We start from the raw sequence: 26644 nt of genomic DNA, 5'->3' as shown, positions 1-26644 counted from the left end.
CCAATACACCTATTATGCTAATTTACCATGACATTGTTTATATTTTTTACCTGAGCCACAAGGGCATTCTTCATTTCGACCAGGCTTTTTCTGGGCAACTACAGGTTGTGCTTTTTCTTGAACCTGCTCTTGAGACGCCTCATCTGCTTGAGCATGTTTAAAATTCATTTTTTCTTTTAATGCTTCACGTTTTAAACGCTCAGCTTCCATTGCCTCTTCTTGAGATTGCACTTTTATATTACTAAGTAAACGAATGGTATCGGTTTTAACAGACACAAGCATTTGCTGAAATAATTCAAATGCCTCACGTTTAAATTCTTGTTTTGGATTTTTTTGTGCATAACCACGTAATTGTATGCTTTGACGTAAATGATCCATAGCATATAAATGATCTTTCCAGTGCTGGTCAAGTACTTGAAGCATTACGTGTTTTTCAAATTTACGAATATTTTCAGCACCCGCAACTTCTTCTTTATTTTTATAATTTTGAAGCGCTAAAGCCAAAGCTTTTTCACGTAATTTCGCTTCAGTGAAATGATCATCTTCTAGCCAAGCTTTTACATCTTCTTCAATACCAAATTCACGGTGTAATGAAGTTTGCACCCCTGCTATGTCCCACTGTTCACGTAACGATTGATGAGGTACAAATTCATCAATACGAGCATTCATCACACTGACTCTAACGGTATCAATCAAATCAGAAATATCTGGTACCTCTAATAATTCATCACGTTGCTCATACACAACCGTACGCTGGTCATTTGATACATCATCATATTCTAATAATGATTTACGAATATCAAAGTTACGGTTTTCAACTTTTTTCTGGGATTTTTCAATGGCGTTATTTACCATTTTCGCTTCAATCGCTTCGCCTTTTTCACCAATTTTACGCATGAAGTTTTTTACACCATCAGACATAAAGATACGCATTAAATTATCATCAAGTGAAATATAAAAACGCGAAGAGCCAGGGTCCCCTTGTCGACCAGAACGACCACGCAATTGATTATCTACACGGCGTGATTCGTGACGCTCTGTACCAACAATATGCAATCCACCGGCTGCAATTACAGCGTCGTGATCTTTTTGCCACTGAGATTTAATTGCTTTAATTTGCTCATCAGTTGGGTTGGTTAAGCTTTCAACTTCTGCCTTCCAATTACCACCTAAAACAATATCCGTCCCACGGCCAGCCATATTAGTTGCAATTGTTACCGATCCAGCTTTACCCGCCTGGGCAATTATATGCGCTTCATTAGCATGTTGTTTTGCATTTAAAACGCTATGTTTAATTTTTGCTTTAGTTAATGCTTTCGAGACTAATTCTGAAGATTCAACCGAAGCCGTGCCAACTAATACAGGCCTTCCTGCTTTTGTAGTTTCAATGATGTCTTTTACAATTGCAGCGTATTTATCTTCTTGTGATAAGAAGATCAAATCGTTGTAGTCTATTCGCTGAACTTGTGTATTTGTAGGAATAACAACCACATCAAGACCATAAATTTGTTTCAATTCAAATGCTTCGGTATCGGCAGTACCAGTCATACCTGAAAGTTTTTTATACAATCGAAAGTAGTTTTGGAAAGTAGTCGAAGCGAGGGTTTGATTTTCACGTTGTATTACTAAGTTTTCTTTAGCTTCAATGGCTTGGTGAATACCTTCACTCCATCTACGCCCAGGCATTGTGCGCCCTGTGTGTTCATCAACAATAACAACTTCATTGTCTTGAATAATGTAATCTACATCTTTATTAAAAACGTGATGTGCTTTGATTGCTGCTTGAACATGGTGTAATAAACCTAGATTACCCGAAGAATATAGACTTTCACCTTCAGGTAATAATTTATTACTTACTAATAATTGTTCAACTTTTTCATGACCTTCTTCTGTTAACTCAATGCTTCTATGTTTTTCATCAAGAACAAAATCGCCCGTTGTTGTTTTTTCAGCTTCGTTTAATTCGCCACGTTCCAAAAATGGAATAATATGATTTATTTGTGTGTATTTTTTGCTGCTGTCTTCTGCTGCACCTGAAATAATTAAAGGTGTTCTAGCCTCATCAATTAAAATTGAATCAACCTCATCAATTACTGCAAAACCAAAGCCTCTTTGATTTTTATCATCAATTGAAAATGCCATGTTATCGCGCAGATAATCAAAGCCAAATTCATTGTTTGTTCCGTAAGTAATATCTGCTTTATAGGCTTCTTTTTTGGAAGCTGAATCTTGCTGACTTACAACAATTCCAACAGTTAAATCTAATGCTTCGTACAGTGGACGCATCCAATTTGCATCACGTGCTGCTAGGTAATCATTGACCGTGACAACATGCACTGATTCTCCAGAAAGCGCATTCAAGTAAACCGCTAATGTTGCAACAAGTGTTTTACCCTCACCCGTTCGCATTTCAGGAATTTTACCTTCATTAAGCACCATTGCACCTAATAATTGAACGTCGAAATGACGCATTCCCATTACTCTAAAACCGGTTTCACGACACACAGCAAACGCCTCAATCATAAGTTGATCAAGGGTTTCTCCATTTTTGAATCTCTCTTTAAATTCGTTGGTTTTTGCTTTTAATTGTTCATCCGTTAACGCCTGCATTTGAGGCTCTAATGCTGTTATTTGATGAACTGTTTTCATTAACGCTTTTACGACACGATCGTTTTTTGTGCCGACTATTTTTTTAACAATGGAAGTAAACATAATGGTATTTCAACATCAATTATTTTGAGCGTAACTATATCGAAGTCCGCATTTGAAGTCTTGCGAAATTACGCTAACAAGACGGTTTTTTAGATTTTTAAGTTATATAGTTCCCATAACGAAAAAAACAACCTAGATGCGGTTGCTTTTTCATGTGATTTTGAATGATTTAATTAAGGTGTTTGATTAAAGTGCATCTCTAATCAAGTATTTTTCAGGATTCACCTGAGCGCCATTTATGAGTACTTCGTAATGGATATGAGGCCCAGTTGAGCGACCTGTATTTCCAACCAATGCAATTGGACTGCCTTTTTCAACTATATCACCAGTTTGAACTAAAATAGCTTTTGCATGCCCGTACCTTGTTACAATCCCATTCCCGTGATTCACCTCAACAAGATTACCGTAGCCGTATCTTTTTCCAGCCCAAGTAATAACACCGGCTCCAGTTGAAATAATATCTGTTCCTTCAGCTGCAGCATAATCCACCCCTTTATGCATCGCTATTTTATTTTCAAATGGATCTTTGCGCTTTCCAAATCGAGACGACAACCAACCTTTTGAGTCTGTAATTGGCCGTCCAGAAATATAACTTTGAGCAAATATATCTTTATCTTCAATAAAACGAGACAAGACGTTAATTTTATCCGCTTGAGAAACTAAAGCATTATTTAATAAATACATTTCATCTGATAACGTTTCAGGACTACATGAAAATACATCATCCACACCACTTTCTGCGATTGGACCACCTGTAGCAGGAAGAGCTTGGAAATTAAATTCCTCTGTGCTGATACCTGCAACTTCAACAAGCCTTTCACCAAGCGCATTCATTCGCGTGACTTCAGATTGCAATTGCGCCAAGCGAACCCCAAATGCATCAATATGCTGACGGTAAGCATTGGACTGAATAACGTTTTCATTTTTTTGCTTAACTAATTGTGATTCAAGATGCTGATTTTTTTGTTCAAGATCTTGATAACTTAATACCGCATTTGTTAATTGGATATAATTGAAGGAAAAAACAATAATTGCAATTAATAGCATTGAGATAATCACACCCAGCCCGACTAACACACGACTAGATAGGATTGCGGAATCCCCATAACGATTTTTAACTACAATTAAATGCATTTTTACGCCCCAGCGCTTAACAACGAAGTATATGAAATTGGTAGATCTTCTTCTGAATCATAGGTGACAAACTCCCAATTATCATTATTTGAAAGAAGTTTTTTCAGTAATTGATTGTTTAAACTATGTCCAGATTTGTAGCCTTCAAAATGCCCAACAAGACCGTAGCCCAGTAAATATAGATCCCCAATGGCATCTAATATTTTATGTTTAACAAATTCCTCATCATCTCGAAGTCCATCTTCGTTTAAAACTTGCCTATCATCAACAGCAATTGCATTCTTAACACTAGCACCCAAAGCCAAATTATTACTTCTTAATGCTTCAAAATCACTCATAAAGCCAAAAGTACGCGCTCTACTGATTTCTTTCACATAAGCAGTGCTTGAAAAATCCAACTCAAGTGATTGTTTTTTTGTTTTTATAACTGGGTGTTCAAAATTAATTCCGAAAGATATTTTAAATCCTTCAAATGGAGTAAATTGGGCAAACTTATCGCCGTCTTCAACACGTACAACTTTATTAACTTTGATGAATTTTTTAACAGCGTTCTGCTCAACTAGACCAGCAGACTGAATTAGGAAAACAAAAGGGCTAGAACTGCCATCCATAATTGGTACTTCTTGAGCACTTAACTCAATAATTACATTATCGACAGATAAACCTGCTAGCGCAGATAATAAATGCTCAACAGTATCAACTGTCGCATCGCCATTTTGTAAAGTGGTGGATAGAGTCGTACAAGAAACATTTTCTGTTTTTGCCGAAATATCAACTACAGGTGTAAGGTCTGTTCTGCGAAAAACAATACCTGAATCAACCGGAGCAGGATTGAGGGTCAAATAAATTTTTTCACCCGAATGCAGTCCTACACCTGTAGCTTTTATAGAATTTTTTAAAGTGCGTTGCTTAATCATAAAACTTTAACTAGTACCTTGTGTTCGCACGGAAGGGCGCGATACTAATCAAATTTCTCTAATCAAGCAAATTGAATTTAAAAAAATGTTAATCAGCCTGATTTCTTAAGAACGTTGGAATATCCAAACGATCGTGATTTGAGTTACTCAAATCCACTCTTCTTGCTTGAGTAGGCTGAGCTGCCGACTGTGTTTGAGGCTGTGCAGAATGGGAGTTTACAGTGCTATTCGCAACAGATTCACTCACAACAGGCTTAGCTTCTACCACTTTTAGAGCAGGTTCTTTTTCACCAATACCCGTCGCCACAACAGTAACAATAATTTCATCACCTAACGTGTCGTCATTTGCCATACCAATTACACAGGTCGCATCAGGGGATGCGAATTCTTTAACAATATCACCTACCTCTGAGTACTCACCAAGACCCAAATCGCTACCAGCTGTGATATTTACCAAAATACCTCGAGCACCTTGCAAATCAACACCTTCCAATAATGGACTTCTAATAGCAGCCTCAGTAGCACGTGCAGCACGATCTTCACCACTTGCACGACCAGTACCCATCATTGCCTGACCCATTTCAGACATAACGGTTCTAACGTCGGCGAAATCGACGTTAATCATACCTGGATTAATAATTAAATCCGCAATACCTTGCACGGCATTTAATAAAACGTTATTGGCCTCTGAAAATGCTTGAACCAATGTTACTTTTGCATCCAATACAGATAACAATCTTTGATTTGGAATCGTGATTAGTGAATCAACATATTGTTTTAATTCTGCAATGCCCGCGTCCGCAAATGCCATGCGACGCTTACCTTCAAATTCAAAAGGTTTACTCACCACAGCAACCGTTAAAATACCTAATTCACGTGCAACTTCAGCGATTATTGGTGCAGCACCTGTACCTGTACCACCACCCATGCCAGCTGTAATAAAAAGCATGTCCGCGCCTTCAATTGAATCACGAATTCTTTCACGATCCTCTTCTGCTGCTGCACGGCCAATTTTAGGATTAGCGCCCGCACCCAAACCGCGAGTAACCGCTGTACCAATTTGAATATTGGTTTTACAATTCATATTTTGAAGTGCTTGAGCATCAGTATTGGCGCAAATAAAATCCACACCATCTACCATGTTATCAATCATGTGTTTAACAGCGTTTCCGCCACCACCACCAACACCAATAACTTTAATATTGGCGATTTGATGCTCCTCATCAACTAAATCAAAAAAATCTGTAGACATAACATTTGCTCCGTTTATTAGAATTTATGAATCTAATATTAAAAATTATTTGCCAGCCAATTTTTAGCTTTACCAATCCAAGCTAATTTTGTGACTTCTTTTTTATTAACAGATTTCGACCCACTTCCTTCCAAGCGATCCAAACCGTGCAATAACAACCCAACGCCAGTTGAGTAAATTGGGTTTGACAATATATCAGTCAACCCCGTGACACCGGTTGGCGAAGCTAATCTTACTGATGCATGAAACACTTCAGCAGCCAAATCAACCGCGCCCTCTAATTTTGCCGTTCCGCCTGTCAAAACAATACCCGCAGGTATTAAATCTTCAAACCCACTTCTTCGAATTTCAGACTGAACCAATAGAAATAATTCCTCAAATCTTGCTTCAACTACTTCTGCTAATGCCTGACGTGTTAAATCTCTTGCATCTCGATCTCCCACACTTGGCACTTTAATCAATTCATTTTCACCAACTTGACGAGCTAGCGCACATGCATATTTGATTTTTATATCCTCTGCATGATGCGTAGGAGTTGCAAACGCCATTGCAATATCATTTGTAACCTGGTCGCCCGCAATGGGAATGACAGCAGTGTGACTTATTGCACCATCTGTAAATATTGCAATATCCGTTGTACCACCGCCAATATCAACCAAACATACGCCTAATTCTTTTTCATCCACAGTTAAAACGGCATGAGATGAAGCAAGTTGCTCTAAAATAACTTGATCCACATCAAGCCCACAACGTTTAACACATTTTTCAATATTCTGGACAGCGTTGAGTGCAGCAGTTACCAAATGCACTTTGGCCTCCAATCGCACACCGCACATACCCCAAGGCTCTTTAATACCTTCTTGATTATCAATTAAATATTCTTGTGGCAATACATGTAAAATTTCTTGGTCAGCAGGAATCACCACTGCCTTAGCCGCTTCAATTACACGCTCAACATCCGCCTCAACCACCTCTTTATCTTTAATAGCAACTACGCCATGAGAACTCAAAGATTTAATATGATTTCCAGCAATACCAACAAACACAGAATGTATATCACATCCTGACATCAATTCAGCTTCTTCAATTGCTCTTTGAATTGAATTTACTGTCGCCTCAATATTAATTACGACACCTTTTTTCATGCCGTTTGAAGGGTGCGAGCCTAACCCAATCACTTCAATTGAGCCGTCAGCGGTAACTGTTCCGACAATTGCAACTACTTTTGAGGTTCCTATATCCAAACCTACAATTAGTTTGCCTTGCGCGCTATGACTCATCATTTGCTCCAACTGGCTTTTTACCAACAATCAAACCATGTTGGTAGCGAGTATCAATTTTATAAATATCTATTAATTTATGATGATTCGAATTTAACCAAACCAACAATCTTTCGAACTCTAAATTAAAATGTGTGTCTGACATTTTAATAATTAAATTACTATCCAATGTAATCTCCCAACTTCCATATTTTTTATATTCAAGGCGACTTATGCCCATATTAAAAAATGAAAACTGGACAGCCAATTGGCGGTACCTATTCATAATATTTGAAACTTTTTCATTTTCTGTTTTTGGATCATTCAATCCAACTTCAGGCCCGATTAATTCAACACCAGGAATCATATTACAACTTTGAGGCAAGATTTGAGCCTGTTCGTTCAACAAGTAACGATTATTCCAAACCGCTATTGGTTTGTACTCTTCAACTGAAATTTCTAATACATTTGGCCAAAAAAATTGAATATCTGCTGATTTAATCCAATCTAAATTTTCAATTTTTTTATGAAACTCTGAAATTTCAAAATCAATAAAATCTTTATTTATTGCAGTTTGCGCCAACAGCTCTAACTCAACAAAATCTTGACACTTAAACTGACCGTCGTTAGGTAAATTGACGGTTTTTATCAACAACCAGTCTTGTTTTTTTATAAAAAAAACAGAGAGACATACAAAAAAAATAATCATTGGATATTTTAACAAATAACCCTTCGAGGACAAACCATTAATTTGCTTTTTTTGATTTTTTTTTGTAGCCCCTGTTGCACTCAATTTTTATTTCTCTTTATTAAAACCTAAGTTTCTTTCTAAGATTGAATTTGAAAGCATTCCGATATTTCCAGCACCCTGTGTAAGAACCAAATCACCACCTTCAACAATATCAGATAACACATCAAAAACTTTATCTAAATCATCAATAAATATCGGATCTACTTTACCTCTTTTTCGAATACTTTTTGCCAAAGATCGCCCATCTGCATTTAAAATTGGCTGTTCACCCGCTGGATAAACTTCCAATAATAAAAGCACATCCACCCTTGAAAGCACCTCTACAAAATCATCGTATAGCTCTTCTGTTCTTGAATAACGGTGAGGCTGAAAAATCATTACCAATCTTTTCTTTGGCCATCCCGATCGTATTGCATCTATCGTCACTTCAACTTCTTTTGGGTGATGCCCATAATCATCCACTAACAACACCTCGCCTTTAGGTGTTTGACAAAAATCTTTCACTTCAAATCGACGTCCAACGCCTGCAAATTCATTCAAGCCAATTACAATTGCATCGTCATGCACACCTTCATCAGAAGCAACAGCAATACATGCTAAAGCATTTAACACATTATGTTCCCCTGGCATATTTAACACTATTTTCAAAGGATCTAATCCACTTGGACGGTGCGCAACAAAAGAAGTTTTAAATTCATTTTGGACAATATTTTTAGCATAATAATCTGCCTTTTCTGAAAAACCATAAGTTAATATTGGCCTAGAAAATCTTGGTAAAATTTCACAGATATTTTTATCTTCAATACAAACAACTGCCAAACCATAAAAAGGTAAATTATGAATAAATTGCACAAAAGTATCTTTTACTTTTTCAAAATCACCACCATAAGTTCCCATATGATCAGCATCAATATTTGTTACAACACTCACCATTGGCTGTAAATGTAAAAAAGAAGCATCACTTTCATCTGCTTCGGCAACTAAATAACGACTCTTACCTAATTTTGCATTGGTTCCGGCTGCATTCAATCTGCCACCAATTACAAATGTAGGATCTAAATTTGCCTCTGCAAAAATAGACGCCATCAAACTTGTCGTGGTTGTTTTTCCGTGTGTTCCACAAATTGCAATTCCGTGTCTATAACGCATTAATTCCGCAAGCATTTCAGCACGACGAACAACAGGTATTAAATGTTCATAGGCGTATTCAATTTCAGGATTAGTTTTATCAATTGCCGTTGATACCACAATCACATCCGCTGATTCAACATTCGTTGATCTATGGCCTATAAAAATAGTGGCACCCATATTTTTTAAACGCTCTGTATTTGCAGAAATGGCTAAATCAGAGCCTGATATTTTATAACCTTGATTTAATAAAACTTCAGCTATTCCGCACATCCCCACGCCACCAATACCAATAAAATGAATTTGGCCAATTCTGCGCATTTCTGGAATAGGAAATTGTTGATTCATAAATAAAACTCTTTAGATAATGTTAAGCATTTTTGTGTAATTATTTTTGCGCTGTCTTGTTTTGCACAACTTAATGTCTGTTTCGACATTTCGTTTAATAATTCTGTATTTTTGACTAATAAATTAACTGTATCAGCTAAATCATTGCAATTTGTTTTAAATTCTTCATGCACAAAAGCACCTTTTGCATTTACAACATATTGCGTATTTTTCATTTGTTGTTGATCTTTATGATAAGGATACGGAATATAAATCGCAGGTAACCCAACATGGTTGATTTCGCAAACAGTACTGGCACCAGCACGACACACAATTAAATCCGCCCATTGATATTTAGACGCAATATCATCAATAAATTCCAAGACTTCAATATTATTAATTTTGCTGTTTTGGCAGTTAGTTTGATAAAGGCGCTCAATCACATCTTTATTATTTCGACCAACTTGATGGCAAATATTAATTTTTGAACCCTCTAATAAATTCGCTACATCAGGAATCAGATGGTTTATGCCTCGAGCTCCCAAACTCCCCCCAACAATCAATAAATTAAATTCACCTTCTTGTTTGGCCCATCGAATTTTTTCAATTTCGCTGCGAATAGGATTACCCACATAAACTGAATTTAATGCATGATCAAAAACTCCTGGAAACCCTTCTAGTATTTGGTGCGCAAATTTAGCTAATAATTGATTTGTCTTACCGGCCACTGCATTTTGTTCATGAATTGCCAACCATTTTCCAGATAGTTTTGCAGCTATTCCTCCTGGTGCAGCTGGAAACCCTCCAAAACCGATGACGATATCAGGATTGATTTTTTTAATAATTTTTTTGGCGTGTATAACTGCCAGTATTAACTCAACCAAGTAAAAACATTTTTTAATAAATGATTTATTTACAAACCCACTAATTTTTAAACTATATAAAGGCCAATTCTTTTCTGGAATTAATGTTTGCTCCAAACCACTTTTTGCACCCAACCAGTGAATTTCACAACCTTGATTAATAAATTCTTGCGCAACTGCCATCGCTGGAAAAATATGTCCTCCAGTGCCACCTGCCATAATAAGTACTGAGGGTTTTTTCATATTACCTCCTGAGTACTTTCTGCAATTTTTACACTTTGGTATATATTTGAAACTAAACCAATTACACCTAAACAAATTAAAATACTGGTGCCACCGTAACTAACAAAGGGTAACGTTAATCCTTTAGTCGGCAATACTCCTGTATTTACTCCAATATTGATAATGGCTTGAATCGCCAAAACGATGCCTACACCATATGCACAATACGCTTGAAAATATAATTCAAGTTGTTCAGCTTGTTTACCTATAAACATAATTCGCCCAACAACCACTGAAAAAAGCGTAAATAAACACACAACACCAAACAAACCAAACTCTTCTGCAAAAATAGATAATACAAAATCCGTGTGGGCTTCAGGCAAATAAAATAATTTTTGGATACTATTTCCCAACCCAACACCAAACCATTCACCTCGACCAAATGCAATTAATGCCTGTGTCAATTGATATCCACTACCATATACATTTTCAGGTGACCAAGGCTCTAAATAACTTAATAAACGAAGCATTCTATATTCTTGTGAGACAGCCATAATTGCCACTGCAATAGCACATCCGGCCATAACGAGGAAAAACTGCCCAGCTTTCACACCCGCTAAAAACATCATACCCAGTACAGCAGATAAAATAACAACGAACGCCCCAAAATCTGGTTCCAACAACAACAGGACAACCACAAATGCCAATATTGTCATCGGCTTGAAAAAACCCGACCAACGCGAGCGCACTTCGTCTTGACGTCTAACTAAATAGCTGGACAAGTATAAAACCATCGCAACTTTCATTGTCTCTGAAGGCTGTAAAGTAAAAAATCCCAAATTAATCCAACGAATCGATCCATTTACTCGCATTCCAATACCAGGTATTAAAACTAAAATCAATAATGCGAATGATGCAATTAAGGCCAACCAACTAAATTTCTCTATAAAATTAATTGGAAGTAAATAAAATAAAACAAAACTAAAAAGACCTAAAAAAAGATAAATACCATGTCGTTGCATATGATAATACGGGTTACCTAAATTACTATTTGCAAAATCCATTGATGCCGAAGTAACCATTGTAAACCCGATTAGACACAATGATATCACTGGCACTAATAACCAAAAATCAAAATATAGATTTTTTATATTAAAAGTATCTGAAGGTGATTCTAGTGTCATTTGAGTCACTGTAATTGCCCCACTAACTCAACAAATTTACTCCCTCTGTCTTCGAAATTTTCAAACATATCAAAGCTTGCACATGCAGGTGATAATAAAATCACGTCATTTGGTTTTGCCGTATTAAATAAAAAATTTAACGCAGATTTCAAATCATTTTGCAAAGTAACGTTTACGTTTACGTTTTGTTTTAATAATTCAAATAATTCATTTTTGCTTTCACCAAAAATTGCCACACTTTTAACCTGTTTCTCAATTGCAGGTTTTAATGCAGAAAAGTCAGCGCCTTTACCCACACCACCCAAAATTAAATGAATATTTTTATCACTCAAACCATCTATTGCAGCCAATGTCGCACCAACATTAGTGGCTTTTGAATCATTGATAAATATTACGTCATCAATAGTTTGTATTTTTTCGCAGCGATGTGCTAATCCTTTAAAGTTACTCAGAGCACTTACAAATTGTTTAGGTTCAAATTTAAGACAATCACAAATAGCCAATGCAGCCAAATAATTACAATAATTATGTCGTCCCATTAAATTCAACTCAGAAACAGCAATTATTGGATTAAACCCTTTTGCTAAATACATTGCTGAATCTAATTCAATTAAACCATATTGATTGATATCAGGAGAATTTTTTGAAAATGTAATTTTTGGATATTTATCAGAGACCAAAGGTTGAGATAATGCATCATCTCTATTTACTACAATACTTTTACATCCATTAAATACTCGATGTTTGGCCATATAATATTGTGAAAAAGAATCGTAACGATCCATATGATCTTCAGATACATTTAAAACCGTTGCAACATCAGCATTAAGTTCGTGAGTAGTTTCTAGTTGAAAACTTGATAACTCTAGAATATAAACCTGTGTGTCTATATCCAACAATTCAAGCATTGGCACACCTAAATTCCCTCCAACTTTTACTTTTTGTCCGATACTTTCAAGCAAATGCCCTACCATTGATGTCACAGTACTTTTAGCATTTGAACCTGTGATTGCGACTATTTTCCCATTGCAATATTGAACAAATAAATCAACATCCCCAATAACTTCTGAACCCTGTTGTTTAGCATATACAATCGCTGGATCATTCATCGGTAAACCAGGACTGATAACAATTTGATCAAACCTAGATAATTGCTCAGCATTCAATGGACCTAGTATGATATTTACATTTGGAAAATTTTTTCGACACTCATCTAAAAATGGAGGATTTTTTCTTGTATCCCATACTTGCACCGGTATATTTTTTTCAGATAAAAACTTCACACAGGAGTAACCAGTTTTACCTAACCCTAATATGATTCGTTGTTTATCTGAAACTATTAAATTCATTTTTATCTCAACTTAAGTGTAATCAGGCCAATCAAAACTAAAACTAAAGTAATGATCCAAAAACGTACAATCACTTTTGGCTCAGCCCAACCTTTTAATTCAAAATGATGATGTAATGGTGCCATTCTAAAAACACGCTTTCCTGTTAATTTATAAGATGCCACTTGGATAATGACAGACAATGTTTCGGCTACAAAAACCCCCCCCATAATTAACAATACAATCTCTTGCCTAACCACAACAGCAACAACACCCAATGCAGCACCAAGTGCTAACGAGCCAACATCACCCATAAAAACCTGTGCTGGATAGGTGTTAAACCAAAGAAAACCTAACCCTGCTCCCACTATTGACCCGCAAAAAATTAAAAGCTCACCAGATTCAATAATGTAAGGAACATTTAAATATTCTGAAAAATTAATATTACCAGACACATACGCAAATACACCTAAAGCACCTGCCACAAGAACCGTTGGTAAAATTGCTAAACCGTCTAATCCATCAGTTAAATTTACCGCATTAGACATCCCGACAATCATAAAGGCGCTAAAGAAAATAAAGAAAATACCTAGATTGATACTCCACTCTTTAATCAATGGAAAAATTAATGTTGTTCCTTCTGGGGTTTGAGCATAAATATATAATACAGTTGATGCGATTAATCCCACTACACATTGAAAGAAAAATTTAGCTTTAGCTGATAGACCGTCTGAGTTTTTTTTAACTACTTTTCTATAATCATCTACCCAGCCAATAATGCCAAAACCCGTTGTCACAAATAACACAACCCAAATATATTTTTGAGTTAAGTCTGCCCAAAGTAGTGTGCTAAATATCATAGACACTAATATTAGCGCCCCACCCATAGTAGGCGTTCCGGCTTTACTTAAATGAGATTGTGGGCCGTCATCTCTTATTGATTGACCAATTTGGTAATGTTTTAATTTTTTGATCATTTTCGGACCTAATACCAAACTAAACACTAATGCAGTAAGCGCTGCTAAGGTTGCTCGTAAAGTAATAGAGTCAAAAGCTGCAAAGCTGCTATCAAATCTTTGTAAATATTCAGTTAACCAATAAATCATTTCTATTCTCTTGTAGACACAAAGTAAGTTGACTCACAACATTTTCCATTTTTGCACTTCTTGAACCTTTCACCATTATATTGATTTGGGAAGCGCTATTTAGTTTGATTAACTGAATAATATACTCAACTAATTCTTGTTGTTTTATAAAATGTTTCGCAGATTCTAAATCCGATGAAATTAATTTCGATTGGTTTCCTACTGTAAATAAAAAATCAACCTTATTTGAAATGTATTTTTTTAATTCTTGTGAATATTGTTCTATGTGACTGTCCATTTCGGCCATATCACCTAAAACCAAAATATTTAAACCGTTTTGTAATTCAAGTACATCCACAGCGCTTTTAATGCTTGCAGGATTTGCGTTATAGGTGTCATCCCAAATTGAAACATTTTCAATTTGAATGCTTTGCAAACGCCCTTTACAGTTTTCAAATAAATGAATACCTTTAATTATATTGATATCAGACACTCCAACACTACTGGCAGCGCTAATTGCTGCCAATGCATTTTGAACATTATGCTTACCCGGTGCCTTTAAAACACAAATAAGGTCTCGATCAAAAACAGAAACGGTAAATTCTGATCGATCTGATAAATAATTAGCTTGTTTGATAAATACATCAGCTGTGGAATCAACACTACTAAAGGTAACCACTTGTTTTTCACCTGCAGAATTCAACCACTGGCTAAAAGAAGGATCATCCTTATTTAATACAATGATGGCATCTTGATCCGATGAAGTTATGATTTCACCTTTAGTTTTTATCACAGATTCTAGATCTTCAAAACCATCTAAATGCGCGGCACTGGCATTTAATAAAATAGCGACATTTGGATTAACAATACTATTTAAATATTGAATTTCCTTTTTTGCATTTGCGCCTAATTCAGCAATTAAAATATCATGCTGTTGCTCAACATCAAAAACCGTTAAAGGCACACCGATAAAATTATTAAAATTCCCTTTTGTTGATTGAGTATTAAATTGTTGAGCACATATAGAGGCAAGCATTTGTTTTGTGGTTGTTTTCCCACAACTACCTGTCAGACTAATTATTTTTCCAGCAAAATGCCTTAATACTAGTTTAGCGATTTCAGCCATTACATGGATGGTATTTTTAACTTTAATACAAACAATATTTTTATCTTGAAGTTCAATATTTTTTTCAACGATAATAATTTTTGCACCATTTTCTACGGCGCTTTTCACATAATTATGTCCGTCGTTATTCTCTCCATTAATGGCAATAAATAATGAGCCTTCAATACAAGCACGACTATCTATCGTAATATGTGAAATCAATGCATCTTGATCATATTGCATTTTAATTTCTAGATTTTTTAAAAGTTCAGATAACTTAAATGGTATCATTTGACACCTCTTGCATAAGCTGTCTAACAACTTTTAAATCTGAAAAATCAATTTTTTTACTGCCTATAATTTGATAATCTTCATGGCCTTTTCCTGCTACCAATAACACGTCTTTTTCTTGCATCTGAGATATTGCTAACTCAATAGCTTTTTTACGATCTAATATCACTTGTGTTTTTTCCAATCCACTTAGACTTAATCCAGATTGAATATCTTCAATAATGGACTCTGGATTTTCAAAACGCGGATTATCATTAGTGATAAATATTTTATCCGCTAAATCTTCTGCTACTTTTGCCATTTTAGGACGCTTGGATTTATCTCGATCTCCGCCACAGCCAAACACGCAAAACAACTGGCCTTTAGTTTGATTTCTTAGTGCTTTTAAAGATTTTTCTAATGCATCAGGTGTATGAGCATAATCCACAACGACTAAATTCTTGGTATTTTCAAAAATTTGCATTCGACCAGAAACAGATTTCAATTTTGGAAGAATTGAGATTATTTCAATTAAATTAAAATCTAAACTGACCAAAACAGCAATTGAAGCAAGCACATTACTTAGATTAAACTCACCTAACAGTTTAATATCAGTTCGCCCAATAAATTGTTTATGTATATACAAATCAAATTCAATCGATTTCTCTTTATACTCAATATTTTTTGCACAGATATCTGAATCTAACTTCAATCCATAACTCAATATTTTATTTGAATTATTTTTTAAAACTAAACTACGTAATCTTGGATCATCGACATTTACAACTTTAATTGCATTAGATTCTAAAAACCATTCAGATTTTGTTTGAAAATATTCACTGAAATCCGAATGAAAATCTAAATGATCTTGGGTGATGTTACTAAACACCTTAACTGAAAAATCCACACCTTTAATGCGATTCAATGCAATACCATGACTGGATACTTCAACAGCAATATAATTATGATCCGTTTGATATTGCAAAACATAATCATAAAAATCTAAGATATCTGGCGTTGTATTAATACTTGGTGTTAAGTTTTGAATATCGCCATTGCCAGCAGTACCTATGACACAACAATCATTTTTTTTCTCAATTAAATTTATTGCTTGAGCGATATAATGCGTAATTGAAGTTTTGCCATTTGTACCTGTCACACCAATTAATTTCGCATTAATATTGGTTAGCAACTTTATTGCTTCAGGTAACCATTTTTGAATACTTTCATCATACACAACAGGAATAGATAAACCATCTTGTTGTGTTTTTGCAAAATCACTATCGCTAATTATGCAAACTGCACCTGCATTCTCTGCTTGAAGAGCGTATAAAAAACCATCAACTGTCATGCCTTTTAATGCAATGAAAATATCGCCATTTTTCACTTTTCTGCTGTCTGATTGAAAGCCAAGTACTTTTGTTTTTAATCCACTAAAAATAGGATTAAATCGCTCTAATTCAGATAAAGTAAAGGGAGTTATTGTACTCATATTGCCTCCTTTGGAATCACGTTCAAAAGGGGTAACGCCTGTTGCATAACACTTGAAAAAACTGGGGCTGCAACTGCACCACCGCCGTATAGTTCACCTTGTGGACTATCGATTACGACGACAACAACGATCTTTGGTTCCTCAACAGGAGCAAATCCGATAAAAGTTGCTGTGTGCTGGTCATCAATATACCCCTCGCTACTCACCTTTCGAGCGGTTCCTGTTTTTCCAGCAACTGAATAATTATTTAATGCAGCTTTACTGCCTGTCCCTTTTTCTACTACTTGTTTCATCATATTTTTAAGTATTTTTGCATTATTTTTTGTCATTACTGTTTCAGGTGCAGAGGTAAGATATTGATTATTTTTTAATAATTTTACTGGTAATTTCACCCCCTCATTTGCAATCACTGAGGTCGCTTGTGCTAATTGCATAGGCGTAACAGTAATGCCATAACCAAAACTTAATGATGACAATTGCACTTCTTGCCATTTTTCATGATTCGGTAAATACCCCGTAACTTCACCAGGAAAACCTAAACCAGAGGATTGACCAAACCCTAATTCGTAAAATTTTCGCCACATTGGTTGGTCGCCCAATTCTAATGCGATTTTTGTCACACCTACATTTGAGCTTTTGGCCAATATGGTTTCTAAATCGATTTCTCCATAATATCTTGGATCTTCTAATACCGTACTTCGACCACTTATTCGCATTGGCTTTACATCTATAATTGATTGTTCATTAAATTTTCCAGATTCCAATGCCGCTGCCAGGGTAAATGTTTTCATTACAGAGCCAGGTTCATATTGATTAGTCAAAACTCGATTTCGTAATCCAATGCCTTCTAATGTTGCTCGATCATTTGGGTTAAAACTTGGCATATTTGCCATGGCTAATATTTCATTATTTTCAATATTTAAAATAACAATTGAACCTGATTGCGCATGTAATTTTGTTGTGGCTTTTTTTAATTCTTTATAAGCAATATATTGAAGTTGCAAATCAATAGTTAATTGAATGTCTTCACCCGCTTGTGCTTCTTCAATCATTTTTACATCACGAATGGCATCGCCTTTTCGAGTTTTTAAAATGCTTTTCGAACCATCGTGTCCTGATAAATGTGTTTCATATTCAAGTTCTAATCCTTCTTGCCCGTGATCATTAATATCCGTAAATCCAATTAATTGAGAAATAATTTCCCCCGCTGGATAAAAACGTTTGAATTCATTTACACTGTAAACACCTGAAAATTTTTGGGACATTAACAAATCTGCATCCGCAGGCGCTAATTGTCTTGCGATGTAAATAAAATGCTTTTTGGGATCGTATCTATTTTTCAAAACACTTAATGGCACACCTGATAACTTGGAAATAGCAGGCAAATCTTCTAGTTTTAATTCTCGAGGATCCGCCCAAATAGTGGTAACTGGAGTACTAACGGCTAATGGTTCGCCATTTCTGTCAACAATATTGCCACGAGCTACTTTAAATTCTTCGACTCGTTCGAACCGCTGCAATCCTTGCTCAATGTAAAATTCTTTATTTAATACTTGTAAATCTAACGCACGGGCAAGCATGACACCTAAAAGCAATGCCAAAACAATTAATACAAAATAAAAACGCCATACGTAAATTTTATTCATTCACTCAATCGTCTCAATCATATGGATTTGTTGTTTAGTAGGCACTTGCATCTTAAACTTTTCTATTGCTAAATTTTCTAACAATGAAGGTGATAGCAATGTACTTTTTTCTAACAAATACTGCGTTTGGATGACTAACTCTTCTCTATATTCTTTTTTTAAAACTTGTAAGGATGCAAATGCATTTCGAGTTGAATGAGTGGCTTTAATGACCAGTATTGCGCTCATTAAAACCAATGCCGTTAACACCACAACGGCTATCAACTTATGTGTAAACATTTAAAGTTTTACGGCAGCTCGCATCACTGCACTTCTTGAACGAGGGTTAATATCTATTTCATGAGCCGTCGGCTTAATTGCTTTACCCTGCATTTTCATAGTTTGATTTAGATCTTGGTCAAATACTGGCAAACCACGGGGTAATTCATCCCCTTTACACTGTCTTTTTATAAAACGTTTTACAATTCGGTCTTCAAGAGAGTGAAAACTGATCACCACCAAACGTCCACCTGGTTTTAACACATCTAAAACATCTGCTAACGCTTGCTCTAAATCATCCAGTTCTTGATTGATTTTGATACGGATTGCTTGAAAAATTCGAGTGGCTGGATTTTTACCTTTTTGCCATTTTGGATGCGCTTTTGCTACGACATCTGCCAATTCTTTTGTACGTGTAAAGGGTGAGGTTTCACGATGTTCACAAATGGCTTTTGCAATGCGTCTTGAAAATTTCTCTTCACCATAATCGAAAAACGTATGCATCATTGTGTTTTCATCGGTTTCATTCACCCATTGTGCGGCACTGATACCTGATGAAGTATCCATACGCATATCTAATGGACCATCATTCATAAAGCTAAATCCGCGATCCGCTTCATCTAACTGTGGTGATGACACCCCCAAATCCATCAAAATTGCATCAACTTGACCTAACAAACCTTCATCTGTCGCAATTTGCTTTAGTTGAGCAAAAGAGTCTTTAACAATTTTAAAGCGTCCGTCATTTGCCGCTAATTCGTTTGCGGTTTCAATTGCTCGATCGTCTTTATCAATACCAATCAATCTGCTTTTGGGATTTGCCGTTTGTAATATCAACTTCGAATGCCCGCCTCGACCAAATGTACAATCGATATAAACGGCTTCATGTGTATCTTTTGCCACTCCCATTGCATCCACCGCTTCATTTAAAAGCACGGTTACATGTTTGTATTCAAAAGAAGTATCTTGTGTACTCATATTTTGATCTGCACTCATATCTTTATTTGCCTAATCGCATCGGACATTTCTGGAATCACTTGGGATTGCATATATTCATTCCAGTTTTCTTCATTCCACAACTCAAACTTATTACCCTGCCCTGTTAAGATCATCTTTTTATCTAGCTGACCGGTTTGACGAAGATAGGGGGAAACTAACAATCTTGAAGCGCTGTCAAGCTTGATACTTTCTGCACACCCCAATACTGTTCGCTCTAGTTTACGCATATCTTCAGTTGCATTGGGCGCATCTAATATCGCATCTTCAATTTGCTCAAAAACAGGTTCAGGGTAAATAAGTAGACATCTGCCAGCAGGGTCAACTGTCATTACTAATTGCCCATCACAGCAGTCATTGATAGTATCTCGGTACTTTGTAGGCAGCGCAAAGCGGCCCTTTGAATCCAAATTCAAAGGCGTGGTTCCGCGTAATCGTAATCTGATCGCTGAATCGGCCATTCGCTACTCTACAAAAAATGAATTGGTTATAAAAAATGGGAGAAAAATACACTTTTCCCCACTTTTACCCACAATGATACACTATAGAAACACTTCGTTACATTTGCAAGTAAGCAATGGGCGTAACTGTACGCAAATCACGAGCAGTGCCCAGTTACACTGGGGGACTTTTACAATTTATTTAAGGAAAAATGAGGAAAACAAAGGCTTAAAACAGCCAAGTTAATGTAGCGCATTAAGTTTAAGATTTTTTTTGAATATGGAGTGTTATAAAAGCGGGGTTTTGAAATAAGAAACGCGACCCAGAAAAAGCCGCGTTGTATTTGGATCATCTACAGCATTTTTTAAATAGCGTCAGTACCTGTTTCACCGGTTCTAATACGGATCACCTGCTCTAATGAAGTAACGAAAATTTTCCCATCACCAATCTTTCCGGTATTAGCAGCCTTAACAATTACATCAATAATTGCATCAGCACGCTCATCATCAACGGCTACTTCAATTTTTACTTTTGGTAAAAAATCAACTACGTACTCAGCACCACGGTATAGCTCAGTATGTCCTTTTTGACGACCAAAACCTTTAACTTCAGTAACAGTTACGCCATAAACGCCTTCTGCAGAAATGGCTTCACGAACCTCATCCAATTTGAATGGTTTAATAATTGCGGTAATTAATTTCATAGATTGTTCTCAGTTTGAAAATGATTTTAAAAATTCAGTATTTTATGCGAGCTTACACCCGCTTAGTGCTAAGAATCACTTAACACAAATTTACAATTGGCAGTACGATAACTTAGTTATCCCAATATCGCTACACCTTACACTTTGAATTTAAGCAGATTTTAAACAGAATTTATACTCACGCACAAAAAAGGGCGCTAAAAGCACCCTTATTATTAAAAATATGTATCAAATATTACTTACCAGTAAACTCTGGGTAAGCTTCTTGACCACATTCAGCGATATCAGCGCCTTCGTATTCTTCTTCTTCAGTGATGCGAATACCCATTATAGCTTTGATGATGAACCAAACTACTAATGAAGCACCAAACACCCACACGAAGATAGTTAATGCACCGACTAGCTGACCTATAAATGTAGCCTCACCAATTGCTGATGCAATCAATAAACCAAATAAACCAACTGTTCCGTGAACAGAGATTGCACCTACAGGATCATCAATCTTAACTTTATCCAACCCAACGATTGAGAACACAACAATAATACCACCTGCTAAACCAACTAATGTTGCAACCAATGCAGTAGAGGAATCAGGGGAAGCAGTAATTGCAACTAAACCAGCCAACGCACCATTTAAAGCCATTGTTAAATCGGCTTTTTTGAACCATAAACGCGCAACAACTAACGCTCCAATAACACCACCAGAAGCAGCCATTAATGTATTCATAAATACAATTGCAACAGCATTTGAACTAGACATATCACCTAATTTTAAAACCGAACCACCGTTAAAGCCAAACCAACCCATCCATAATATGAACGTACCTAAAGTAGCCATTGGTAAGTTTGCACCAGGAATTGCGTTTACAGAACCGTCTTTGTTGTACTTACCCTTACGAGCACCTAATACCAATACACCCGCTAAAGCAGCAGAAGCACCAGCCATATGCACAATACCAGAACCTGCGAAATCAGCAAAACCTAAATCACCAAGATTAAACAAACCAAAAACATCAGCCCCATTCCAAGTCCACGAACCTTCCATAGGATAGATAAAGCCTGTCATTACAACAGCAAATGCTAAGAAAGCCCATAATTTCATACGTTCTGCAACCGCACCAGATACGATTGACATTGCAGTAGCAACAAACACTACCTGAAAGAAGAAGTCAGAGGCATTTGAATATACAGAATCACCAGAGAAACCCGCCTCTTTTGACTCAGCTAATACCGCAACATTCCATGCAGCAGATTCAATATCACTTTGTGATAACTCAGCAAAAACTTCAGCTGTGACACCTAAGTATTCAGCAGTAATTGTTGCAAGCTCAGGAAGAACTACACCATCATTACCAATCGAACTAATAAAAATATCTCCGCCATACATGATTGCGTAACCACAAATCATATACATACCACAAGAAATCGCGAACAAAGCAACGTTTTTAGTTAAAATTTCCGTTGTGTTTTTTGCACGTACCAAGCCAGCTTCCAGCATTGCAAAACCAGCCGCCATCCACATTACTAATGCACCGCATACCAAAAAGTAAAAGGTATCCATTGCATATTGAAGTTCTAAAATTTGATTTTCCATCATAAAATCCCGTAATAAATATATAGTTAATTAATTAAATCGCGTCGTTACCGGTCTCACCAGTACGGATACGAATGATTTGTTCTAAATTAGTCACGAAGATTTTACCGTCACCAATTTTGCCTGTGTTTGCAGCTTTAGTGATGGCTTCTAAACATTCATCTAATGCCTCATCCGCAACACCCACTTCAACTTTTACTTTTGGTAAAAAATCAACCACATATTCTGCACCACGGTACAATTCAGTGTGACCCTTTTGACGACCGAAACCTTTTACTTCAGTTACGGTAATACCCTGTACACCAATCTCAGACAATGCTTCACGAACGTCGTCTAGTTTGAATGGTTTGATGATTGCTGTTACTAATTTCATACTCACCTCATTTGTTGTTTACATCAATTAATCTTGATGCGTTTAATAATCTCAAAGCACTCAAAGCATAAGGTGTGCCAATTGCACTTTTTTATGATAACTCCTTATTTTCAAGGGAATTAATCACAATAAAATAGCGCCTCTTTATTACTTTTGACTGTATTAATGATCAAACAAGTTATTCACTTTTTGCACCTTTTCAAACCATTTTGCGCGTATAAAAATCACCTTATTTATATTTACGCACCATAATTGCACTTCAAAATTTCAAAAAATCGAACTTGGTGCATCAAAAACATACGCCCAACATAGGTGCACCACAAAAGTAACTGGAGATAATCTTTTGTTTTGATTAAACAATAACTCAGCATCTGGTAGCATACGGCCTTGTTAAATGATCAGAGAACAGCATGTCTATACCCTCCAATTCTGAAGAACGTTTTGATTTTATTGCAGACCTTGTTATCCGTATAAAAGGGAACGCACAACCAAGTGAAATTGATGCCTATATAACTGGTAGCATCTGCGCTGGCCTACGCCCAGGTAAAATTGATATAAAAGAAGCTTTCAAACACATCGAGCCTGAAATTCTTCTAGATGATGAAACCAGCCAAATATTTGTTGATTTTGCACAATTTATTGAAAATCAGCTCAGCGAAGAAGGTTTCTCATATGAGCCTTTAATTGCAAATGAAGATTATGAATCCCCAGAGCGCTTAGACTCCCTTTGCAATTGGTGCTCAAATTTCATTAGTGGGTTTGGCCTAACTTACAGCCGCTTAAATCCTAAGCATACTGATGAAGATTTAAGTGAAGACATTCGCGATGCACTTGATGATCTTGCAAACATCGCACAAATCGACACAGAAGAAGACATCAGCGCAGAGGAGTTTGAAGAAGACTTCACTGCATTGGTGGAACACCTTCGACTAGTTTCTATCCATCTATTCTTAGAATTAAATGAACCTGCAAAAAAAGAGAATAAAAACGCTTTAGATGATGGCTTACCGGTTCATTAATTCTAATTAACTTTCACTGCAAGTTTCAATGGTAAATAAATTATGATCGACAACAATACATTCAAAACGCGTCGCCAAGCATTAATTCAATTACTGCCCGAAAACTGCGTTGCAATTATAGCTGGTGCAACCGAGCAAACACGAAACAACGATGTTGAGTTTCCATTTCGTCAAACCAGTGATTTTTATTATCTAACAGGCTTTGAAGAACCCGATGCTTTTTTAGTGCTTTGCCCAAAACGCAGTGATGGCGAAACAATTTTATTTGTTCGTCCAAAAGACAAAAACATGGAAATATGGAACGGCTACCGAGCTGGGCCCGAAGGCGCGATTCAAGATTATCTTGCAGATGAGGCATTTGAAGTTGAGCAAATTGATGAAATCGTTCCTAACCTAATGTTTGACTGCCGTTCAGTTTATGCCTCTTTTGGACAAAACCCTGATTTTGACCAACATATAATGCATTGGGTTAACCAGGTCAAAAGCCATGCCCGCAAGGGAGTAAGTGCCCCAACTCAATTTAACGACATTTCAAATTTAATTCACGAAATGCGTTTAATCAAGAGCGACGCTGAAATTGAACAACTGCGAAAAGCCGCTCAAATCAGTGCACAGGCACATCACATAGCCATGCAACAATGCAATGATGGGGTCATGGAATATCAACTGGACGCCCACATTAATTTTCATAGTAAAATGAATGGAAGCAAACGCGAAGCCTATTCAAGTATTGTGGGCTCAGGCAACAATGCCTGTATTTTGCATTATGTCAGTAACGACCAACCCATCAAAAACGGCGACTTAGTGTTAATTGACGCGGGTTGCGAATACAACTATTACGCAGCAGACATTACTCGAACCTTCCCTGCAAATGGTAAATTTTCAAAAGAACAAGCCACTTTATATCAATTAGTTTTAGATGCACAAAGCGCTGCATTAGCCGAAGTAAAACCAGGAAACTTATATAATGCGCCACACCAAGCGGCGGTAAAAATACTGACACATGGGTTAGTGGATTTAGGATTATTAACTGGTGACGTAAATAAGCTGGTTGAAGACGAAGCCTATAAAACTTACTACATGCACAACACAGGACACTGGTTAGGCATGGACGTGCATGATGCTGGACGATATAAAATTGATGGTAAGTGGCGTGAATTTAAACCTGGAATGGTCATTACAATTGAGCCTGGTCTTTATGTTGCGCTTGATAACGAACAAGCTCCAATTGAGTATCGCGGAATTGGCATTCGAATTGAAGACGATATTGTGATTACTGAGACTGGATATGATGTTTTGAGTAAAGATTGTGTGAAAGAGATTAAAGATGTTGAGGCTATGTGTCAGTCGTAAACCGACACCGCAAATGTGATCATCAAATACCTCCCGTAAGGGCGGATTCCATATCCAGCCTGACGAACATAAAAGATATTAGTTAGGGCAAAAATCGATTTTGCCCTAATGGATTGAAAACCAACCAAACAATGCAAAAAAATCGGAATAAATCCCGACCCAACATTATTTAATTATTCATAACCATTTGGATTATTACTTTGCCAATTCCACGCATCGGCCATCATATCGGTTAATGTTTTTTCAGCTTTCCAATTTAACTCAGACTCTGCAAAATCAGTTTGCGCATAACAACAAGCAATATCCCCTGCTCGTCTATTGGTTATTTGGTAAGGCACTTTTTGCCCAGTGACGGACTCAAAAGCATTAACCATTTCCAGTACAGATATTCCCGAGCCTGTGCCCAAATTATATTCGACGCAACCAATATTTTGAGTCAGTTTATCCAACGCTTTTAAATGGCCTTTGGCTAAATCCACCACATGAATGTAATCACGCACGCCGCTTCCATCAGGGGTGTCGTAATCATCACCAAACACACTTAAAAATTCACGTTTACCCACAGCAACCTGAGTAATAAACGGCATTAAATTATTAGGAATATCGTTAGGATCTTCACCAATCAAGCCTGAATGATGTGCACCGACTGGGTTAAAGTAACGCAAAATGGCAATATTCCATTCATGATCGGATTGATATAAATCACGCAGAATATTTTCAACCATCAACTTTGATGCACCATAAGGATTGGTGGTACTTAATGGAAAAGACTCAGTAATAGGCACGGTTGCTGGGTCACCATAAACCGTTGCAGACGAGCTAAAAACAAAGTTTTTGCAGTTAAATTGCGCCATAACTTCGCACAACGTAAGCGTGCCGGCTACATTATTTTGATAATACTTAAGAGGTTTTTCACAAGATTCACCCACAGCTTTCAAACCTGCAAAATGAATAACAGCTTGAATGTTGTGCTTTGAAAAAATAGCAGTTAAACAGGCTTTGTCATTCACATCACCTTCCACAACAGAAATGTCTTGCCCTGTGATTTGTGTGACTTTTTCCAAAGATTTAGCAGAAGAATTACTAAAATTATCCAACACTAATACCTTGTGATCCGATTCAATCAATTCAACTAAAGTATGCGTGCCAATATAACCTGCGCCACCTGTTACTAAAACAGTCATTGATGCTCCTTTAAAATCTTAAATAAATGTGTAGCGGGTTTAAAATCA

23 protein-coding genes are annotated in these 26644 nt (G+C 36.5%); 2 read left to right on the top strand and 21 right to left on the bottom strand.

Features of this window, described 5'->3' with window-relative positions; translation table 11 throughout:
• Positions 1–12: 12 nt before the first annotated feature.
• The 20 genes from secA to glnK all read right to left on the bottom strand — a co-directional run bounded on the left by secA (position 13) and on the right by glnK (position 23040).
• The gene (secA, locus tag TYM08_RS03585) at positions 13–2712 is read right to left on the bottom strand and encodes a preprotein translocase subunit SecA (protein WP_422381601.1); all 2700 of its coding nucleotides are present in this window, start codon (positions 2710–2712) and stop codon (positions 13–15) included.
• Positions 2713–2898: 186 nt separating this feature from the next.
• Positions 2899–3846, bottom strand: a complete 948-nt coding sequence (locus TYM08_RS03580; RefSeq protein ID WP_422381600.1) for a M23 family metallopeptidase — start codon at positions 3844–3846, stop codon at positions 2899–2901.
• A 2-nt stretch (positions 3847–3848) separates the two neighbouring features.
• Entirely contained in the window at positions 3849–4763 is a 915-nt protein-coding gene (gene lpxC / locus TYM08_RS03575; RefSeq protein WP_422381599.1) for a UDP-3-O-acyl-N-acetylglucosamine deacetylase, read from the bottom strand.
• An 88-nt stretch (positions 4764–4851) separates the two neighbouring features.
• A complete protein-coding gene (gene ftsZ / locus TYM08_RS03570; RefSeq protein WP_422381598.1) occupies positions 4852–6015 on the bottom strand; it encodes a cell division protein FtsZ in 1164 nt (387 codons plus the stop codon).
• 38 nt (positions 6016–6053) lie between these two features.
• Complete coding sequence (ftsA, locus tag TYM08_RS03565; protein ID WP_422381597.1) at positions 6054–7295, bottom strand: cell division protein FtsA; 1242 nt, start codon at positions 7293–7295, stop codon at positions 6054–6056.
• Positions 7285–7983, bottom strand: coding sequence for a cell division protein FtsQ/DivIB (locus TYM08_RS03560; protein ID WP_422381596.1), 699 nt, complete (start codon positions 7981–7983; stop codon positions 7285–7287). Before TYM08_RS03560 ends, ftsA begins: the two co-directional genes overlap by 11 nt.
• Positions 7984–8070: 87 nt before the next feature.
• Positions 8071–9501 carry a UDP-N-acetylmuramate--L-alanine ligase gene (gene murC, locus TYM08_RS03555; protein ID WP_422381595.1) on the bottom strand — a complete coding sequence of 477 codons (1431 nt, stop codon included), beginning with the start codon at positions 9499–9501 and terminating at the stop codon, positions 8071–8073.
• A complete protein-coding gene (gene murG, locus TYM08_RS03550; protein WP_422381594.1) occupies positions 9498–10586 on the bottom strand; it encodes an undecaprenyldiphospho-muramoylpentapeptide beta-N-acetylglucosaminyltransferase in 1089 nt (362 codons plus the stop codon). The genes murC and murG overlap by 4 nt, the downstream gene beginning before the upstream one ends.
• On the bottom strand, positions 10583–11749 hold the full coding sequence (ftsW, locus tag TYM08_RS03545; protein WP_422381593.1) for a putative lipid II flippase FtsW: 1167 nt from the start codon (positions 11747–11749) through the stop codon (positions 10583–10585). Before ftsW ends, murG begins: the two co-directional genes overlap by 4 nt.
• 5 nt (positions 11750–11754) lie before the next feature.
• Positions 11755–13098 (bottom strand): UDP-N-acetylmuramoyl-L-alanine--D-glutamate ligase, encoded by a 1344-nt coding sequence (gene murD / locus TYM08_RS03540; protein ID WP_422381592.1) that lies wholly within the window; start codon positions 13096–13098, stop codon positions 11755–11757.
• 2 nt (positions 13099–13100) lie between these two features.
• Entirely contained in the window at positions 13101–14183 is a 1083-nt protein-coding gene (mraY, locus tag TYM08_RS03535) for a phospho-N-acetylmuramoyl-pentapeptide-transferase (protein ID WP_422381591.1), read from the bottom strand.
• A complete protein-coding gene (locus TYM08_RS03530) occupies positions 14164–15558 on the bottom strand; it encodes a UDP-N-acetylmuramoyl-tripeptide--D-alanyl-D-alanine ligase (protein ID WP_422381590.1) in 1395 nt (464 codons plus the stop codon). Before TYM08_RS03530 ends, mraY begins: the two co-directional genes overlap by 20 nt.
• Positions 15545–17029, bottom strand: coding sequence for a UDP-N-acetylmuramoyl-L-alanyl-D-glutamate--2,6-diaminopimelate ligase (locus TYM08_RS03525; protein WP_422381589.1), 1485 nt, complete (start codon positions 17027–17029; stop codon positions 15545–15547). Before TYM08_RS03525 ends, TYM08_RS03530 begins: the two co-directional genes overlap by 14 nt.
• Positions 17026–18675, bottom strand: coding sequence for a peptidoglycan D,D-transpeptidase FtsI family protein (locus tag TYM08_RS03520; RefSeq protein ID WP_422381588.1), 1650 nt, complete (start codon positions 18673–18675; stop codon positions 17026–17028). The genes TYM08_RS03525 and TYM08_RS03520 overlap by 4 nt, the downstream gene beginning before the upstream one ends.
• Entirely contained in the window at positions 18676–18954 is a 279-nt protein-coding gene (gene ftsL / locus TYM08_RS03515; protein WP_422381587.1) for a cell division protein FtsL, read from the bottom strand. It abuts the gene before it with no gap.
• On the bottom strand, positions 18955–19929 hold the full coding sequence (rsmH, locus tag TYM08_RS03510) for a 16S rRNA (cytosine(1402)-N(4))-methyltransferase RsmH (RefSeq protein WP_422381586.1): 975 nt from the start codon (positions 19927–19929) through the stop codon (positions 18955–18957).
• Positions 19926–20390: a division/cell wall cluster transcriptional repressor MraZ gene (gene mraZ, locus TYM08_RS03505; RefSeq protein WP_422381585.1), complete on the bottom strand. Its 465-nt coding sequence runs from the start codon at positions 20388–20390 to the stop codon at positions 19926–19928. The genes rsmH and mraZ overlap by 4 nt, the downstream gene beginning before the upstream one ends.
• A 344-nt stretch (positions 20391–20734) precedes the next feature.
• A complete protein-coding gene (locus TYM08_RS03500; protein ID WP_422381584.1) occupies positions 20735–21073 on the bottom strand; it encodes a P-II family nitrogen regulator in 339 nt (112 codons plus the stop codon).
• A gap of 235 nt (positions 21074–21308) precedes the next feature.
• Positions 21309–22667: an ammonium transporter gene (locus TYM08_RS03495; RefSeq protein WP_422382807.1), complete on the bottom strand. Its 1359-nt coding sequence runs from the start codon at positions 22665–22667 to the stop codon at positions 21309–21311.
• Positions 22668–22701: 34 nt separating this feature from the next.
• A complete protein-coding gene (gene glnK / locus TYM08_RS03490) occupies positions 22702–23040 on the bottom strand; it encodes a P-II family nitrogen regulator (RefSeq protein WP_422381583.1) in 339 nt (112 codons plus the stop codon).
• Positions 23041–23450: 410 nt separating this feature from the next.
• On the opposite strand from glnK, the gene TYM08_RS03485 reads away from it, so the two are divergent.
• Both TYM08_RS03485 and pepP read left to right on the top strand, forming a co-directional pair.
• Positions 23451–24059, top strand: a complete 609-nt coding sequence (locus TYM08_RS03485; protein WP_422381582.1) for a UPF0149 family protein — start codon at positions 23451–23453, stop codon at positions 24057–24059.
• 42 nt (positions 24060–24101) lie between these two features.
• Positions 24102–25412: a Xaa-Pro aminopeptidase gene (gene pepP / locus TYM08_RS03480; protein ID WP_422381581.1), complete on the top strand. Its 1311-nt coding sequence runs from the start codon at positions 24102–24104 to the stop codon at positions 25410–25412.
• Positions 25413–25585: 173 nt separating this feature from the next.
• Here the strand turns inward: pepP and galE are convergent, their stop codons facing one another.
• The gene (galE, locus tag TYM08_RS03475; protein ID WP_422381580.1) at positions 25586–26596 is read right to left on the bottom strand and encodes a UDP-glucose 4-epimerase GalE; all 1011 of its coding nucleotides are present in this window, start codon (positions 26594–26596) and stop codon (positions 25586–25588) included.
• Positions 26597–26644 lie beyond the last annotated feature (48 nt).

The organism is Marinicellulosiphila megalodicopiae (assembly GCF_045862395.1).
Lineage (GTDB): Bacteria > Pseudomonadota > Gammaproteobacteria > Pseudomonadales > Natronospirillaceae > Marinicellulosiphila > Marinicellulosiphila megalodicopiae.
This window is presented reverse-complemented; position numbering and strand designations above follow the sequence as displayed.